Source organism: Bacillus sp. FSL E2-0195 (genome assembly GCF_038003645.1).
In the GTDB taxonomy this organism is placed as follows: Bacteria; Bacillota; Bacilli; order Bacillales; family Bacillaceae_G; genus Bacillus_A; species Bacillus_A mycoides.
This window is the reverse complement of the sequence record NZ_JBBOPN010000001.1, coordinates 1,974,715-1,992,602: the sequence shown is the minus strand read 5'-3', so window position 1 is coordinate 1,992,602 and position 17,888 is coordinate 1,974,715. Positions and strand designations below refer to the sequence as shown.

The window sequence follows — 17,888 nt, the reverse complement described above, 5'->3', positions numbered from 1 at the left end:
ATCCCCCCTTAAATAGTTGGCACTTTAATTCTAGTAGCAAAACGATTTTCAACAAAATACCCTTCAAATGGATTTAATTTTGTACTACTTAAATCTTTATTAGATACATCGAAGACCATTTGGCCTGATGATTTTCTAAGTAAAATAACATGAGATTGCGTTTTTATTGTTTTTGAAACTAAGTCGTATCGACTGTCAATTGAATCAACATCACAGCCAATTACGAAGTGGATGCCCATAAATGCACCATTTGTTATTAATTCCGCCAAACTATATATATCGCTATCTTCTAAATTACTTAAAATATCATTTACATCTGCGATTACGATTACAATCGGCTTAAATTTCTTAATAAATTCTGCCGGGTTCACTGTTTCACTTGATGCTTCCTGCTCCTCTTTAAACGCCGCTTCTCTCGATTTATAAGCATTTGTAACTTGTTTAATCGTTTTCTCAATTCCTGTTTTTTCAGCTACATATAAAGCAGAACTCTCTCTATAGTTTGAGAAATTGCGTGTTCTTGTATCAATTAAACCTAGGTCAAAGTGACCACTGTCTGCTAACTGTTGAAGGAATTGATGAACTACATTTTCAACTTCATCTTTCTTAATTCCCCCTACAACAATATTAGACGCTTCCGTTAAATCTAATTCGAGAGGTGTAACGCTTTCTGTTTCTACACCAAATGTTAGTTTGCCTGCTTCAATAATTTTCCTTGTTTCTGGCCATGCAATAAATTCTTTGTATTCCAGAACTTCAGGTACCATAGGAATTGCTTTCGGTCTTTCTCCATTCCAGAAGGAATCCATCTCTTTTCCTTCAGCTTGTATATTTTCAATTCGAGTAAGGACATCTTCTCCATTTGTCGGTAAAGCTGTTTGGAAGATTGTTGGTTCGTCAATTTTAACTAAACCACGTCCTGCTAATTCTTCAATTTTTAACTCTGTTCTTCCTACAATAGCTCTAGATTCTGCCTCATCTATCATATATAGAGCAATTTGTAGTTTAATATTTGTATTTACTTGTACTCTCAATGCATTTTGACGTGTAGCCGTAAGCATTAAATGAATTCCTACTGCTGCCCCTTCACGTACAATTTGTGCAACAATGCGTTCAAAGTCTTCGACAAATCCAGCTTCTCTAACAGAATCATAGTTATCTAACGTAATTAATATTGTTGGTAATACTTCTTTACTAGCTCTCTCATACATTTCAAGACTTGCAACGCCATATTTACTTAGCAATTGCTTTCTATCTTTTAATAGGTCTTCTATGCGACGAAGAAATTTCTCGCATTTTTCAACTTGATCTAATGTAATGATGTCTGCCACATGTGGTAAAGATTTTAATGGCATTAAGCCATTTGTTCCGAAGTCTAATAAATACACATGCAAATGCTCTGGACTATGCTGACGAGCTACATCCATAATGACTGATTGTAAGAATGTTGATTTTCCGTAGCCTGGACTTGAGAAGACCGCTACGTGTCCGTCTTTACTAATATCTAATGTTAATGGTGTTTGTGATTGTAATTCAGGCTGATCTAGTAGACCAACTGTTGCTTTTAATGGTTTTTTTTCTTTCGTCCATGCTTCTTTGAACTGAATAGCGTGTAAGTCTTGTAAATATACGCTTTCTGGAAGTGGTGGTAACCACGGTCTAGCTAGCGCTTCAATTTCATTTACTTCTGCGTAATCATGAATGTAGTCAATAACAGCATCAAGTTCAGATGGTACGCTTATTACTTCTTTACTACTACCAAGTCCACTTAAGTCTTCACTTAATATTTCATATTGTCCTAGATCATTTATTGCATATATTGTTGCGTCTAAATGCTCTTTATCCTCTTTATTTTCTACATAGTCTGCCCCGCTCCAAGCTGATTGGAATAGTTCATAAATTTCATTATTCCCAACTTGTAAGTAAGCACGCCCTGGTAATGTAATTTCAGCAGCATCTGGTGTTTTTAAAATTTCATTACTATCCGACGTATTTTGAACTTTCAGTGCTAGTTTGAATTTCGAGTTACTCCAAATTTGATCATCTACAACACCGCTCGGTTTTTGCGTAGCTAAAATCAAATGAATTCCGAGTGAACGCCCGATACGCGCTGTTGAAACTAGCTCTTTCATAAATTCTGGTTGTTCTGACTTCAATTCCGCGAATTCATCACTAATTAAAAATAGATGTGGCATCGGTTCACTTACTAAGCCTTCTTTATACAGTTTTTGATACTGATTAATATGGTTGACATCATTTTCTCCAAATAATCGTTGTCTTTTTTGTAATTCGGCTTTAATTGATGCTAGCGCTCTCATACTTTGTGCTCCATCTAAGTTTGTAATTGTTCCTAATAAATGCGGTAAGTTTTTAAATAAATTCGCCATACCGCCGCCTTTATAGTCAATTAGTAAAAAGGCAACTTCGTAAGGATGGAAATTGACTGCTAGAGATAAAATATACGATTGTATAATTTCCGACTTACCTGAACCGGTTGTACCTGCTATTAAGCCGTGTGGCCCGTGAGCTTTTTCATGTAAGTTTAAGTTTACGATATCTTCTTTACCACGTAATCCAAGTGGTACAGCTAAAGATTTATGTGCTGCATTTTTCTCCCAACGACTTGTGATATTCAGTTCTTTTATTTTTTCAACACCGTACATTTCTAGGAATGTTACGCTTTCTGGAATACTATTTTTTAAGTTTTGCAAATGGTTTAACGGTGCCAATGCACGTGAGACATCTTCTAAATTGAACCCTTTCGGTACATGATTCAATTTAAATTGACGGTTAACAAGCTCTCCTTGCTCTAAGATGATGTTCCCTTGTTTTGCATCTCTTATATCAATTACCGTTTTCACGTGCTCCGGTAAACTTTGCATAACATCTTGTACAAATACAAGTGATACACCTAATTGACTCGGATCATCATTAAAGAATTCCATAACAACATGGTCTAGTATTAGTTTTTCATCTGTAATGAGAACGACATAGTGCGGTGCAAAGTACATTTTTTCATTAGTTGAACTTTTTTCATCTAGTTTTAATTTTCGTTCTTTCAATATTTGATACAAACTATTTAACACTTGATCACGGCTACGATCATGGTATACAAATCCACGTACATTTATATCGCGAACACTTCCATGAGGTAGCCAGCGCATCCAATCCCATTTTTCTTTTTCTTCTTCAGGAAAAATAGTAATAAACTGCAAGTCATAATAACTATGGAATAACGCGGTTTGCACAACTAATAATTGTAATTGTTCTAACACTAAAGAGCGTTGTCCAATATAGCCAACCGGTCCATTTATCAAGTCTGTTACAACAGGTACATCTTCCAAAGAAAGATAACGCTGTCTTAGTTCACGCGCTATATCAATTAATTCATCCTTCGTTTGACTAAATTCTTCTTCATTAAATTGGATTTCAAAACTCGTATTAGCTTGTCCTGTCCCAACGCTAAATGTTAAGAAATCATGATGTAGCATTGTTTTTTCATATATACGTGGATTTACTTGCACAGCCATATTACGTATTACTTCAACATTTGGATTATGAAATTGTAATGCATGACGCTGCTTTTCACTTTCTGCATGTAAATCTTTCGTTTTTTGTTTTATATACGCTCTATAACTTTTATCACGTTCAACAATGTCAATTTTATATTGCTTTAAATTTTTTATATAAGATGTGACAGAAACAATAATCGTTACTAATGTCATCGCAATCGATGCAATAATAAACATTCCATATTTCATAAAGATAGCGAGTAATACTGTTACGACAATCATGACAAGAGATGGTGCAATAATTCTCGCCAAATGCTCAGTCGGTTTTGACGGCATACTTGAAGGTTTTGCAATTGTCATTTTCTCTTCTGGTTCACGGTAAATAATACGTGGTGAACGATGATAGTCTGGATAACCACTTTGATAATTCGTTTCTGATTCTACTAAAATAGGTAACGTAGATTTAACGTTCTCTTCTGAAGACAATACTTGAATATCTTCACTGCCTATCTCTACTAAAACACCATCAAAATATAATTGATCTCCTGCTTCTAACATAGCGCTATCTTTTAGCTTCGTATAATTATGAAATACATCCCCTTCATATACGTTTACTCTAAAAGAATCGTACAACGTTTCACGAGATAGCATTAAATCTACATTTGTCCCGGTAATAGAAATATCATCAAAACTGTTTTGACTCAATGTAAGAGAATGTTTCGTCCCTATATCAAACACTTTATTTGTGCCGATAATAGATATAAAGATTTTCAAGCTCACATCTTTAGTTTTTCCAATCTCAAATTCCTTATTGAACTCTATTAATTGATTTTTTACCATCCAAGCATTTACTTCATTATTCCACTTTAACTCTACTTCTTGTTCTAAACTTGGATTCGTAATATCATTTGTCCACTCTTTTCCAATCGACACTATTGATTGCTCATTTGGATGTAATGTGCACTTATATATTTTGTCTCCATAAGTCAATACTAATAGTTGCTCCATCCGTGTTCACTGCTCCTTTTCAACTGTCTCATCAAGTGCTTGCTTACTCTTTTTTCTCTGTGTTCGACGAGTCTTTATCGTTTGATGATTTGCCATATTTCTTTTGATATTCATCTAATTGTTGCTCATATGTTTTTAATTTTTTATCACGCTCTTCGCCTGATAAATCCGGATTATTTTTCAGTGATTCAATTTGTTTAACAAGGCCGTACATAATAAGCTCAGGATCATCAAGTGTCTTAGCTAAATCTAATGATTGATCAAAATTACCGTTTCCGTTATACATCCAATACAGCAAATACTTTTCATCACTTTTCAAACTAATATTTTTCATAATTGATTTCTTTTGATCTTCACCTAGTTTTTCAGCTGTAATGTATGCAAATGCTAACTCATATTTAGATGCAATCGGTAATGATTCAAATTCCTCTTCATTTAATTGCGCAATTACTTTGTCATAATCAGTTGCTATGAAACTCGCATTTGCTTCTAATAATTTATTTTGATAAGGAAATTTTATAAAAGTGAAATATATTAAAGGAACAGCTAAAATAACTGTCGCCGCTATGAAGGAAAAAGCTAAGTATTTAAACGATTTATAGCTCTTTTTAGGTACTAACTGCATATTTTTTTCTGTTTTTGTTTGTTCCTTCTCAAAGCTGTCATCAAGAAACTGCAGTAATGCATCTAAGCTTTCCATTTGAGCAACCGTCTGTTCAAATGTTGTTTCTTTTGCATCTTTTAGTAACCCAGCATACAAATCATCAAAATTGTGCTTTTGGGAGAATAAAGCGATAATTAGACACTTATATTGTGCTAAAAATTGCTCTTCTAACAACGGGGTTGGTGGAACAATATCTCGAATTCCTCTATGTATAATACTTGGCATTAAATTAGCATTAAAAACTATATTGTCCGGATGTAAAAAGAACGTGATTCGTTTATTTAAATATTTACGAAACTGCGCAACATTTCGAAGCAGTCTTAATTTCTCATTTCTTCCAAAACGGCTAAGATCATCCCACTTATATAATTTTTTATCCACTTGAAATATAAAGGTAAACATATCATCCGTTTCTTCTATCGTTAATGGTACAAATTCAGATGATGCGCCCGTAATTACATCAAATTGACGGAAGTCTTTTATACGTGTTTGAGATTTTGTCATCTCCAATTTCCAATTTTCCTTTTCTATTTGAAATTGATAGTTCATTGCATCAATTTGAATTGTTTTTTCCGTCATGTTTATCCTCTTCTCCTTTTCTTTATAACCAGTAATAACTTATTTTCAAAAAACTAAAAGTAAGAAATATTCTTTATAAAACTTGTAAAATATCTCCGTCTGTTATTTGGTGATCAATTAAACGATCATTATCTGTTAAAATAATTGACTTATTTTTCACTTTCATTACAAAATGTGAACCTTCATGATTATCAATCTTTAACGTATCTAATAAGTTTTTCAATAAATATTTAATAGATTGATGATTCGGAATACGCAAATCATATGTATTTCCATTCCATTTACTAAAATCTACCGTTACATTAATATGCGTTTGTATTGCCATTACTTTACCTCCAACTTTTCCGAAGAACCGTATAAATACCGATGCAAATAAGTAAAACACTGCCGCCTAACAATATGATTATTGTTGTACTGATTGGCTTTTCATTCATTGTTTGATTACTTGCTACTTCATCAGCGCTTTTTCTTACAACGTATTCACTGCTAAACAAACTATTTTTCGTATCTTTAACACGATTATTCTCTTTTTGTTTTATAAAAAGAGAATCTCTTAAGGATTCCATCTCTTTTTGTTCTTTCTTTTTCTTTTTTTGAATTTCTTCTTCTATATCTTTATTAAATAACTCAATTGATGCTTTATCTAATTCTGTTTCCTTATGTTCCTTTTTATTTTTTTCTTGGTCTTTATCTTCAAAGCGGTCTACTTTAAACTGAATCTTTCCATCATCACCAAGATAACTGTCCGCCGCGCTCCTAATCGGTAGCGCGACAAACAGTAAAAGGAAACAAATAAATGATAACTTAACCACTATGCTCCATTGTTTGATCATTTACTTCTTTTTCCTCCCATTTCTTGTGCCATACAAATAGATTACTAACTAATCCTATAATGGCAATTACAAACAATACGATAAAAATAACTTTTCCTGTATCTTTACCGCTAATAAAATCATTTAGAAAACCTTCTATATATTGAAGCGGTGAAAATTGACGCAATTTACCTACAGAAGACATTTGGTCTACTTTACTTCCAACTGCTTCAGTTAAAAATAGATACATACTTAAAAATACTAATAAGATAAACATCCCTACCATTTTTATTTGTCGTAATAAGTATGTTGAGACCAATACAAACGCCATCATAATGATTGTGATAAACGCAATCCATAATAAACTTTGATCTTGACCGAACTGTAAAAGACGTCCAGAAATGATACCTATACTAATTCCTTCCACAATTGATATACCGAATGCCACTACTGTAGTTGGTACATTCATATCAATTAATGAGAACTTCTCTTCAAAATGATCTGATTGCGTTCGTTTCTTTTCTTGATTCGCAATTGCGTATGCTGTAAATAACGCAACAATAAAACAAGTTAATACAATTAAATATGGTGTAAAAGCATTACCAGCTACAATGACTCCATCATTTTGTTTCTGAACTGGACTAGATAAAAATTGATATAACATTTCATTTTGGCGATCACCAATTCGGCTATTAGCCAAAATTTTAGTAAAGTTTTTGGAGAATGATTTATCATCGTCCATTTTCTTTGTAAAGTCATTTAATAATGAATCAGCCTTTGAAACAATTGTCGTTCCGCTTTCTTGAATTTCTTTTGCTTGTCCATTAATTTGATCAAATGTTTTATATACATCGTCTGATGTTGTTAAACTATGCTTCGAACTCTCGACCAATGACTGACTTTGCATCATTAATGATTTAATACCAGAATCTAACGATAAAACAGCTGTTTGCTCACCAGTATTATTTGTTGTTAGCACTTGCTGTTCTTCAACTAGCTTTAAGCTACTCTCACGCCATTTCGCTAAACCTTTTAAATACTCTCCTAAATTTTCATTCATACTAGTTGCTTGCTGCGTCGTTACATTTAATTTCTCCGCTAGTAGCATTGAATTTTGATCCGCACTAGTAATGAATTGTTGATAAGAGTCTATTTTTTGTTTTAAACCTGTCATATCTTGCTTTACTTCTGTCGTAATACTTGATGAAACAAGATTTGAAATTAAATCAATTAAGCTTTGTTTATTTAATACGTAGTACAAAGATTGTTCAGTTGCAATTGCATCTAAACTTCCCTCTTCTAGCTTAGGACCTACATCTTTCGTTCTTAAATCAATCCCATAATACATTTCGTACAGACTAATTAAACCTTGATAACTTTCAACTGTATCTACTGCTTCTTTTATTAATACACTAGATATATTTTTTGTTAATTCTTCTGATTTTTGATGTACAACTTGATTCGTCGTACTTTCAATAGTCGTTGAGTTACCACCTTGATTTTGGTTTCCTCCGTTACCTGTTCCAGGGTCTGGGTTTCCTCCATTACCTGTTCCAGGATCTGGATTTCCTCCATTACCTGTTCCAGGGTCTGGATTTCCTTCATTACCTGTTCCCGGATCTGGATTTCCTCCATTACCTGTTCCAGGATCTGGATTTCCTTCATTACCTGTTCCGGGGTTTGGGTTTCCTCCATTACCTGTTCCAGGGTCTGGGTTTCCTCCATTACCTGTTCCAGGGTCTGGGTTTCCTCCATTACCTGTTCCAGGGTTTGGGTTTCCTCCATTACCTGTTCCAGGGTTTGGGTTTCCTCCATTACCTGTTCCAGGGTTTGGGTTTCCTCCGTTACCTGTCCCAGTTCCACCTTCTTGGTTTCCTCCGTTACCTATTCCAGATCCACCTTCTTGGCTTCCTCCGTTATTCCCTGTTGTATTTTCCATTTTTTTGATAATAGGTTTTTTAGCATTGTGTACTAACGGCATTATGCCATACTGTGATTTATGAACCACATTTTCCACCTTGCTGTTTTCAGTTTGTGTTCCTTTATCTTCTTTATTAGGTTCTTCTTTTTCAGAACTAGTTTCTTTTTTATGATTCCCACTCAATTTCCAGTCCCACATTACAGGAGAGAAAACATCTATATTGATGTTTGTATTTTTTAACTTCACATGCAGATTAATCTTTATATCCCCTTCATTACGAGGAGGTATTGTAATTTCTCCTGCTTCGCTTTGAAGAAAGTCACTTGTACGATCCACATCATCAATATGTAAAGCCCCTGTATTTCCATATAGTTCAAATTCTTCTGGAATATTTATCTTCAAGGTTTGTGAAGATTCCATTTTAATTACGTTCGCCGTATCACTAAATGTAATTCCCTCTTTATAAAGTCTATCCTTTACTTCTTTAATGGCATTTCCTAAAGATATTTTATTTACAGGGTCATAATAAAAATTATTTTCTTTATTATATTTATTTGTAAATTGGATTACATTTTGCAGTTGTAATTTCGTTGCATCTGGCAATTCACTTTGAACGATTTCTTCCATGTTTAAACTAGGTAATTTTGCAATTAAACTTTCGATTTGTTTCTTTATTCGAACATCTGGTTGTTTCATTAATGTATTTATAAAGATCTCTTGCTTTCCATCGTTCGACATAGATTGCTTTAACTTTTTAATTATCGTCCCTTGAATATCACTTTCTAACTTTCCTGCAAGTTCTGTATCATATTCTGACACTTGTTTTTTTACATCTGTTAAATATTTTTGAATTGCTGAAGCATCAGCTAAAATATTTGGTTCTTTCTCTGAAAGCGTAAATTGATTTGTAATAACTTTATTAGCAGATTCTAATGCGCTTAACTGCTTTAAAACATCGCCTGTATTCATATCACTCATGTATTGATTAAATTGATTCGTGAAATTATTCGCTAACAGATTATTATCAGTTTGCATTTTTTGAAAGTTATTAAAACCATCTAAATACGTATTGTTAGATTTATTCCCTTCATCTAACGCTAAACCGAAACCTTTTAAAACATCCTGAAATCCTTTGAAACTAGTAACAGAAACCCCAGTATAATCTTGCACTGTTTTAAATTGATTTGTATAATTTGCCAAAGGACTATGTACATCTTTTTTGTACATAGTTGTTTGAACGTTTCCTTTTTCAATTATTTTGCCTATATTATCTTGTGCACCTTGCAACTTACCGATAATACTTGCAAAATAAACGTCGATGATTTGCTTATTGAAATCCTCTAAAATTGTAGACGCCGTATTTTCAGCCTCAGCTTTCAAATCTTTATTCCCAGTTGCATTTACTTTGTAGTTTAACGTTAATTTCTCTGGTAGTTCTGAATCAATCGCAACAGCTTTCCTAGAAAAATCATTAGGTATTACAATCATCATATTGTAATTATTATTTTTCAAACCATTTTCTGCTACTCCGCGACTAACTACGTACCATTCTTGTTTCGTATTTTTATTTACATTTTTAACAAATTGATCTCCAAACGCTATTTTATTCCCTTCAAATACAGTTCCTTGATCTTCATTTACTAATGCAACTGTCATTTTTGGCGTGCTATTCTCATTAGCTTTCTTAACATTTTGATTTAATGCTAAATAGGAGACTCCTGTTGATAGCACAAGAGCTAAAATAATAAACAACAAGATGCTCCACTTAAACTTTTTCACTACTTATCACTCCTGCGGCTGCGAGTCTATTAAGTTAAGGACTCCTTATCTTACTCTAGTTTTAAAGCAATTTAGCCATACAACAAAAGTTGCATGGCTAAATTATATATTTCTTTTGCCCGTTTTTATTGTAGACCGAAATTACGAGAAAGATCTTCGTCGTGTCTAGCAACAGCCTCTGCAGTTTTATTAAGCTGCATATTAATTTCTTGTAATAGCTCTGCGAAGTTTTGTACTTTTGGTTTTAATTGATTGAACTGTTGATCAAAACCTTCGAAAGCACGACCTTCCCATTCTCCTCTTAATTCATTTTGTAAGTTTTGTAACTGACGTAAAATGTCCTCAATTTGATTTGCACCTTGTCCATATCGAGTCGCTTTTGATTTAAGCTCCTCTGGTGACATACGAATTTGTCCTGCCATTATTAAATCCCCCTTAAAATTTTAAAATAGTAAAATTAACCCAAAATCAATTCTACAAATTGATTATATCAATAATTTAAAAATTTCTAAACAAAAAAATGATATTTTTCCAAAATTTCTCTTTTAACATAATAACATTATATTATATAATATAAATTTATTGTTTTTTTAAAAGGACTGCTAAGCGTTTCTACCTCTATTTAATAATAAAAAGAAAACTTTTTTTACCCGAAATTCAGAATATACACTTTACAAATTACATACTCATTTTCTTTTTCTTGTTTCTTCGCCCACTTAAAATCGTTTTCTCACTTCAACGTCATGATTACTTGTCTTTCAACGAAGCCAAAATCTTCGTACATTTCTTTTGCAAAGTTCCCTGTAAATACATTCAAGCGAATTTCTGAATACTTTTCTTGTAGTTCCTTGATCCCAGCTTTCATTAGTTTTCGTGATAATCCTCTCCCGCGATACTCTGAAAAAACATACAATTCATAAATAAAACCGAGTTTTTCACGAGAGAAATAGTCCACATTTTCTCCTATTAGTATCCATCCCACTACTTTATTTTCTTCCTTTGTAACTATATAATATGCCCCTTTTTCTACTAAAGGTTTTGTAATTTCAATCGCTTTTTCCGTACTTAGTTGACAATTCCCTCTCGTTCCTTCGAAAAGTGATTGAGCTGCATAATGTAATATTTGTTTCGTTTCTTCCTCATCTGCTTTTGTAATCATTCCTTTCTCCCTCCTGCCCTCTAATCATCATTGAAATACCATTTTCAAGACCGTCTGACTCAATTACAATTGCCATCAATCCTTTTTCCGTACTCGTTTCATGTAACTCTCCCTTCGCCCAAAACGCAGCTTGTCCAGCTCCTATCTTCACTTTTTCTTTATCTGATCCGCAAACAAATCCTTCTCCTTGTACAACTAGAAGCAGTTGAGATACAACTGCTTCATGATATCCAATAACTCCATTCGGTTGTAGATGCATAGAACCGATATGTATATTTCCTTGATGTTTTAATATTTTTGACATTATAAAGTTAGATTGAAATGCTGATATATGCTCTCCCACTTTTTCACTGAAATCAAAAATTTTCATTTCTGATCCTCCTTATATGTATAAAACCATTCTCACTGTTTGCAGCATATGCCCTTCGAAATCTTCTTCAAATTGCTCTAAAGCCGCAAAACCTTTTGCTTCATAAAATCGTTTTCCTTTTTCATTTTCCGCTTCTACATGAATGTACATTTTTCGAATCCCTTTTAACGTCGTGATCCCTTTTTGTAACAAAGCTGTCCCTATCCCTTTCCCTTGCTGATCTGGCAACAAATAAATCGCACCTAATTCTGCTTCGTTTTGCAGTCTAATTGGTGAAAAATTTGCAAAGCCAATTACTTCTCCCTCTTCTTCCGCAACAAATAAATGTGTATTTTCAAGGCGATATTTCATTTTTTCATCGGAATACGCTTCATTTAAAAAGTTGTCTTGAATCTCTCCCGGAATAATTCCTTCGTAAGTATCATGCCAAGCTATTTTCGCTACGTTTTGTACAGCATGAATATCTTCTTGCTTCATTTCTCTAATTACATATGTCATCTCGATGTCTCCATTCTCTTTAAATTACACTCTGCTAAAATACTAGAAGAAATGGCAAAACCATCTTCATAATTTACCTTAATTAATTTTAACTTCTCAATCGAAGCTAGTGTAACATCAAACTTTTCATATATATATTCCATTACACTTAAAAATTGATTTGAATTCAACCCATTAGCAATCGTGCAATGCGGAACCCATTTTCCTGGTACGTAATATGACTGTAGATTATCATGAAAAACTTTGAAATAATCATGATAAGAATGATGAAGTCTTAATAACTCATCAGTAATGGTTGGTGCTAGAAAGATCGTTCTATTAGTAGGAAAAGTTCCAACAGAAGGAAAAGTTACAGCAGCAATGTTCTCTTGAAAAACTACAAACTCCTCTAACTTCTCAGTATATAAATTAACATCTAACTCATTATAATCAGCCAATGTAATATGTGGTTCTACTCCGGCTAGTGGATTTGTTCCAATTATATTTGTTAATTCATTTTGCAATTCTCTAATTTTATTAGTGAACACACAATCAAATGTAGCAATGATAGCGTACATGCTTCCTCACCCCTTCGTTACACATAGCACTTCCCATTCTTCACGAATCATTCCCATTCGAATAGAATCATAGTATGTCCCGTTATAATATCGGCATTTTCGCATTCTTCCTTCTAAGCTCATTCCTATTTTCTCTGCTACTTTCATCATTCTTTCATTGCCAGACCAAGTTGTAAGCCCTACTCTACCAATCTCCATATTTTCAAATAGTAAGTCCCTATATAATGTTAATGCTTCTGTACCATATCCACCATTCCAGTATGCTGGGTCATAAATTACGATTCCCATTTCTAACCAACGCGTCGGTTTATGCTCCCAATAAAATCCGACTGTCCCTATAATTTGACCGTCATTTTCGACAATTAAATTCGATAGCGGCTCTTCTATTAAACGTTTTTGTGAGTTTTCTTTATATCGCGTATATTCTTGCATTGTTATTGGAAAGTATGGTGCATCCCATTTTTTCCACTCTGGATTTTCTTCTTTATATATGAAGCTCCATAATGTTTTGATATCTGATTCTTCTATTGTACGAATTGTAACTTTGTTCCCCTTTAATATAACGTTTTGCATAATTTCCTCCTACATTCCTCTTTATTTCATATACAATTATAATATTTTTTCAGAAAAATCAAAACAAAACTCCACTCTATTTTATATAATTTTGTTATATGATACGAATTATTTATATAAATTAGCCAATTTTTTCGAGTTTAATTTAGAAACTGAACTTCGGAAAAAATTGGATGAAGTACGAGCTCGTAGCATAGTTAATAAAAAACAGGAGGTTATATCCCTCCCATTTTAGCTAAATATTGCATTTCCCTTCTTTTCTACCTCAAGTAGAATTCCTTTCTCTATCCAGCCTTCTACACCATCTTTTTTAATTAAATCATATCCCATGCAGCTACCATCAATTAAAGAAACTGTATCCCCTTTTCTAATACTGATTTGCGCACAAGAAATATCCGTTTTCACTGTATACTCACCTGATTCAAGTTGCTTTATATACTCGTTTTTCACATGAAGTAATTCATTTGTTACTAGTTGTTTACATACGGTAAAACCTTTCATTCTCTCCACAGGTTCTATGTAATAATGTGGATATGTAACCCCACCCTGCATTACTGAATTCGCATTAAAATCGGCCAATACTTCATACTGCGGAAAATGATCTACATATGTATAAGAAAACGTATCACCTGAAGTTGTCCTCTGAATAATAAATGCGTTTAATTGCCCTGCTTCTTTAATCGCATTACCACCATCAATCGCAATAATTTTTTTCTCCTTATCAATAACTGGATTGTTAGACGGCGCCTCTTCGGAATAGTTCACAACAGGCCAATGTCCAACAATTACGTACTTATCTGCTCTATGTGATTTATTAAAAAACTCTGGCATTGCAATTGCATTTTTCCTGTCTGTTTGTCTCCAATTCTCTCTATCTTCAAGGCCAGCATGTACAAAGATATAATCATCAGTTTCAATAGCAGTTGGCAATTCTGTTAGCCACTTTATTTCTTTTGAAAAACGGCCCATCAATATGTTTTTCACTTCACAAATATCACTTTCTTCATTAACGGTAACGTTCAATTTCGCTAGCCATTCATTAAAAATTGTATTCTTTCTCGTACATAAATAATTTATTAGTGCAGGGTTTTCATTTACAAACGCTTCAACTACAGCTTCACAATTCCCTTCAATTACATAAACATTTGGCTTGCTAACTACTAAATCCATCACATAGTTTACGACGCCAATGCTATCGTTCCCCTTCTCACAAAGGTCGCCATTTATAATTAAATAATCATCATCTTTAAAATTAACTTTATGTAATAATTCCTTTAAAAGATTTAATTCGCCATGAATATCAGATATTACGATAACTCTTACACCTTTTGGGATTAATAGTTTCTGAATTTTTTCCAAGTATAAACTCCCCTAACCTTCTTTTAATTCAATATTATCGTCTCAATTATAAAGAGACTATTCGACAAAATAAGTAATTAACCCTCCTCATTCTTCAATTCTAAATTAAAAGGGGGTTCCATATGTTCTCACACATAGAACCCCCTTAATATTATAATTCTTTATAAAAAGAATAGCTTACCTTATCATAGCCTTCTCTTTCATAAAAACGATGTGCATCAACTCTTGGAAACGCTGATGTAAGAACGATAGAACTGCACCCTTTTTCTTCCCCCCATTTTTCTACATATGACAGCAGAACCTTGCCATATCCTTTTGATCTGTGAGCTTCTGCAGTTACAAGATCATATACGAAAACATGTTTCTCATTATAAAAATTCGTACAAATCGCTACACCAGCTAGACTAACAACTTCGTCATCTTCATTCTGTAACGAGAGTAGTTTATAATTTTCTTTTTTCATTTTTTGAAATAAAGAACTTGCTTCTTCTCTTGAAATTTTTGTTCGTAATTGCTGTAATACGGGGAATACATCATGTAAATCAGCTTCTGTTACTACTTCTCTAATATTCATTATGATTCTCTCCTTACTATTTATAAAATTTTCTAAATGTTATATCATTATTATAAAAAGTAACTGCCCCTAACTTAAGTGACAGTTCGATTATTTTTTATATGGCCAGTTTTTAAAGGAGAATTCATAAAATGGATCTTACTATCCCATTGCAATTAGAAAGTAAAACACCAATTTATTTACAAATTTACGAATATATGAAACGAGAAATCTCTCAGGGATCACTGCCTGCCGGTACACGCCTTCCTTCTCACAGAAATTTAGCGGTACAACTTAATGTTAGCCGTATTACTGTTGAATCTGCTTATCAACAATTACTAGCTGAAGGTTATGTAGAAAGTAAACCGAAACGTGGGATTTTTGTTGCAGAAGTTGATATTGATGTCATTCAAAATAAACAACAAGTTGTGTCAAACAGCGCTAACAATATAAAAAAAGAACAATATGACTATGATTGTAGCCAAGGACTGATTGATCAAAAAGCTTTTCCAATTACAAACTGGAAAAGAGCGTTACAAGAAACTTTATTCCAGTATGAGAATGAATTATTTGCTAGAGAAGATCCTCAAGGTGAGTTCGTTCTACGAGCGCATATTTCAAAATATTTATACCATGCCCGCGGGGTACATTCTTCACCTGATCAAATTATTATCGGAGCCGGTACGCAGCCTCTTCTTTGGCTACTACTTCAACTGCTTGGTTCAAAAAAAGAATACGGAATCGAAAACCCTGGATTTCACCGTATAACTGCCATGATTCAAAGTTCTGGTCTCCCTGTTCACCCTATTTCATTAGACGATAAAGGGATTCGTATTTCAGCTTTACGTGAATCACGTTCCAATGTAGCATACGTCACTCCATCACACCAATTTCCTCTTGGAATGATTATGCCATTATCTAGAAGGCTCGAATTATTAAGATGGGCCAATGATTGCGGAGGATATATTATTGAAGATGATTATGACGGAGAATTTCGTTATGTAGGAAAACCTATTCCCTCTTTACAAGGACTAGATTCAAATGAACGCGTTATTTATATGGGAACTTTCTCGAAATCCTTCTTACCTTCTTTGCGAATGGGGTATATCGTGTTACCAACTCATCTATTAAAAATCTATACAGAGCTTGAAGGTATGTTTAAACAAACTGTTTCCACAATACAGCAACTCGCTTTTGCAACCTTTATTCACAATGGTGATTGGGAGCGCCATTTGAACCGTAGTCGTACGTTATATAAAAGAAAGCACACATTACTAGTTAAATCTATCAAAAATAAAATGGGATCTCGTGTTCAAATGCTTGGCGAACAGTCTGGACTGCATATCGTACTTCATGTTCATAATGGTATGAACGAACAAGAACTGATTCATACTGCTGCAAACCAACAAATCAAATTATACCCACTCTCTACATATGATTCTGTACATAATTTAAGCGAGGCGTCATATGTACTACTCGGTTTCGGCAGCATTCCCGAAGATAGTATCGAAATTGTAGTCAAATTACTAAAGGAAGCCTGGTTCCCTAAGTAAAATAACTCCACATAAGTTATACTTATGTGGAGTTATTTTACACACTATTTTTCTGATACGTCTCCTGATCGAGCAGTCCTTCCTGGACGCTTAACACCAGTTGTTTCTGTTGAATAGGAAGCTTCAATTATAGCGGTTGGATCTACAGAGAGAACGAGATCTTTCATTTTTGGATAAATGAAACGGTTTGTAATACAATAAATGATTTTCTTGTGCTCTCCTAAAAAACCACCTTCTCCATGTAGATACGTAACGGATAATTGCAATTCTTTCATAAGCAAATCGCCTATTTCTTTATTTTTCCCAGAAATAATCATAACGCTCTTTCCTTGATTAATACCATCTAATATGAAATCAATCATTTTCGTAACAATATAGAAAATAGCTAATGAGAACATCGCTTGTTCGATTGAAAATAAAATGGCAACAAAAATGAAAATAACTGCATTAACAGCAAGTAAAAATGTGCTAATTGGTACTTTAAAGTGTTTGTTCATCCAAACAGCTAACATTTCTGATCCATCAATTGCCCCGCCCATTTTTACAACGATCCCAACACCAACTCCAAATAGAACTCCTCCGTAAAGTACAATTAATAATTCCGAAGTTGTAATTGCTGGAAATGGCTTTAAATAAATCAATCCAAGTGTTGTAACAACATTTGCATAAGACGTACGGATAAAGAACTTCTTACCCATTACTTTTGCAGTAAATAGTAAAATTGGGATATTAAGTCCTAAAAATACTCCATAAAGCGGTAATCCAGCAACTTTATTTGCCATAATAGCAATGGCCGTTACCCCGCCATCTACTAATCCATTAGGTGCTAAAATAAGCTCTAATGAACCCGCTACAATAATCGATCCAATTGTTAATAATACGTATTCAAATACTCTTTTCATTCATTACCCCCAAAACATATATATTTTCTTAGTATTATTTTAACGTAATTTTACTACTAATTCAAAGATATCAGTTTATATACACAAAA

Annotated in this window: 15 protein-coding genes; 1 reads left to right on the top strand and 14 read right to left on the bottom strand. The window is 33.5% G+C overall.

Features of this window, described 5'->3' with window-relative positions; all coding sequences use genetic code 11:
• Nucleotides 1-8: 8 nt before the first annotated feature.
• From essC to MHH59_RS10225, 13 genes are all read right to left on the bottom strand, one after another.
• Nucleotides 9-4,520, bottom strand: a complete 4,512-nt coding sequence (gene essC, locus MHH59_RS10285) for a type VII secretion protein EssC (RefSeq protein ID WP_087995699.1) — start codon at nt 4,518-4,520, stop codon at nt 9-11.
• A gap of 43 nt (nt 4,521-4,563) precedes the next feature.
• Nucleotides 4,564-5,763, bottom strand: a complete 1,200-nt coding sequence (gene essB, locus MHH59_RS10280) for a type VII secretion protein EssB (RefSeq protein ID WP_340851179.1) — start codon at nt 5,761-5,763, stop codon at nt 4,564-4,566.
• Nucleotides 5,764-5,836: 73 nt separating this feature from the next.
• Entirely contained in the window at nt 5,837-6,088 is a 252-nt protein-coding gene (locus MHH59_RS10275) for an EsaB/YukD family protein (RefSeq protein ID WP_002135897.1), read from the bottom strand.
• Between the two features lie 4 nt (nt 6,089-6,092).
• Nucleotides 6,093-6,596, bottom strand: coding sequence for a type VII secretion protein EssA (essA, locus tag MHH59_RS10270; protein ID WP_002135896.1), 504 nt, complete (start codon nt 6,594-6,596; stop codon nt 6,093-6,095).
• Nucleotides 6,568-10,275, bottom strand: coding sequence for a type VII secretion protein EsaA (gene esaA, locus MHH59_RS10265; RefSeq protein ID WP_235713494.1), 3,708 nt, complete (start codon nt 10,273-10,275; stop codon nt 6,568-6,570). Before esaA ends, essA begins: the two co-directional genes overlap by 29 nt.
• Nucleotides 10,276-10,400: 125 nt before the next feature.
• Entirely contained in the window at nt 10,401-10,697 is a 297-nt protein-coding gene (locus tag MHH59_RS10260) for a WXG100 family type VII secretion target (protein WP_000918598.1), read from the bottom strand.
• A 308-nt stretch (nt 10,698-11,005) separates the two neighbouring features.
• Entirely contained in the window at nt 11,006-11,434 is a 429-nt protein-coding gene (locus MHH59_RS10255; RefSeq protein ID WP_002127034.1) for a GNAT family N-acetyltransferase, read from the bottom strand.
• Entirely contained in the window at nt 11,415-11,804 is a 390-nt protein-coding gene (locus MHH59_RS10250) for a cupin (protein WP_002012492.1), read from the bottom strand. The genes MHH59_RS10255 and MHH59_RS10250 overlap by 20 nt, the downstream gene beginning before the upstream one ends.
• A 12-nt stretch (nt 11,805-11,816) precedes the next feature.
• Nucleotides 11,817-12,302 carry a GNAT family N-acetyltransferase gene (locus MHH59_RS10245; protein WP_002127033.1) on the bottom strand — a complete coding sequence of 162 codons (486 nt, stop codon included), beginning with the start codon at nt 12,300-12,302 and terminating at the stop codon, nt 11,817-11,819.
• A complete protein-coding gene (locus tag MHH59_RS10240; RefSeq protein WP_002127032.1) occupies nt 12,299-12,859 on the bottom strand; it encodes a 2'-5' RNA ligase family protein in 561 nt (186 codons plus the stop codon). Before MHH59_RS10240 ends, MHH59_RS10245 begins: the two co-directional genes overlap by 4 nt.
• A gap of 6 nt (nt 12,860-12,865) precedes the next feature.
• Complete coding sequence (locus MHH59_RS10235) at nt 12,866-13,432, bottom strand: GNAT family N-acetyltransferase (protein WP_002012489.1); 567 nt, start codon at nt 13,430-13,432, stop codon at nt 12,866-12,868.
• Nucleotides 13,433-13,663: 231 nt separating this feature from the next.
• Nucleotides 13,664-14,791, bottom strand: a complete 1,128-nt coding sequence (locus MHH59_RS10230; RefSeq protein ID WP_340851178.1) for a metallophosphoesterase — start codon at nt 14,789-14,791, stop codon at nt 13,664-13,666.
• 151 nt (nt 14,792-14,942) lie between these two features.
• Nucleotides 14,943-15,365, bottom strand: coding sequence for a GNAT family N-acetyltransferase (locus tag MHH59_RS10225; RefSeq protein ID WP_002127030.1), 423 nt, complete (start codon nt 15,363-15,365; stop codon nt 14,943-14,945).
• A gap of 131 nt (nt 15,366-15,496) precedes the next feature.
• Between MHH59_RS10225 and pdxR the strand changes: the two genes are divergently transcribed.
• Nucleotides 15,497-16,897 (top strand): MocR-like pyridoxine biosynthesis transcription factor PdxR, encoded by a 1,401-nt coding sequence (pdxR, locus tag MHH59_RS10220; RefSeq protein ID WP_002127029.1) that lies wholly within the window; start codon nt 15,497-15,499, stop codon nt 16,895-16,897.
• A gap of 44 nt (nt 16,898-16,941) precedes the next feature.
• On the opposite strand, the gene MHH59_RS10215 is transcribed toward pdxR, so the two are convergent.
• The gene (locus MHH59_RS10215; RefSeq protein WP_002012482.1) at nt 16,942-17,799 is read right to left on the bottom strand and encodes a YitT family protein; all 858 of its coding nucleotides are present in this window, start codon (nt 17,797-17,799) and stop codon (nt 16,942-16,944) included.
• Nucleotides 17,800-17,888 lie beyond the last annotated feature (89 nt).

Coding starts and splice junctions, on each gene's coding strand:
- MHH59_RS10235 (WP_002012489.1), bottom strand. CDS start 13,432: ATGCAAAACGTTATATTAAAGGGGAACAAAGTTACAATTCGTACAATA.
- MHH59_RS10245 (WP_002127033.1), bottom strand. CDS start 12,302: ATGACATATGTAATTAGAGAAATGAAGCAAGAAGATATTCATGCTGTA.
- MHH59_RS10255 (WP_002127034.1), bottom strand. CDS start 11,434: ATGATTACAAAAGCAGATGAGGAAGAAACGAAACAAATATTACATTAT.
- pdxR (WP_002127029.1), top strand. CDS start 15,497: ATGGATCTTACTATCCCATTGCAATTAGAAAGTAAAACACCAATTTAT.
- MHH59_RS10260 (WP_000918598.1), bottom strand. CDS start 10,697: ATGGCAGGACAAATTCGTATGTCACCAGAGGAGCTTAAATCAAAAGCG.
- MHH59_RS10225 (WP_002127030.1), bottom strand. CDS start 15,365: ATGAATATTAGAGAAGTAGTAACAGAAGCTGATTTACATGATGTATTC.
- MHH59_RS10250 (WP_002012492.1), bottom strand. CDS start 11,804: ATGAAAATTTTTGATTTCAGTGAAAAAGTGGGAGAGCATATATCAGCA.
- essB (WP_340851179.1), bottom strand. CDS start 5,763: ATGACGGAAAAAACAATTCAAATTGATGCAATGAACTATCAATTTCAA.
- MHH59_RS10215 (WP_002012482.1), bottom strand. CDS start 17,799: ATGAAAAGAGTATTTGAATACGTATTATTAACAATTGGATCGATTATT.
- MHH59_RS10240 (WP_002127032.1), bottom strand. CDS start 12,859: ATGTACGCTATCATTGCTACATTTGATTGTGTGTTCACTAATAAAATT.
- essA (WP_002135896.1), bottom strand. CDS start 6,596: ATGATCAAACAATGGAGCATAGTGGTTAAGTTATCATTTATTTGTTTC.
- MHH59_RS10275 (WP_002135897.1), bottom strand. CDS start 6,088: ATGGCAATACAAACGCATATTAATGTAACGGTAGATTTTAGTAAATGG.
- essC (WP_087995699.1), bottom strand. CDS start 4,520: ATGGAGCAACTATTAGTATTGACTTATGGAGACAAAATATATAAGTGC.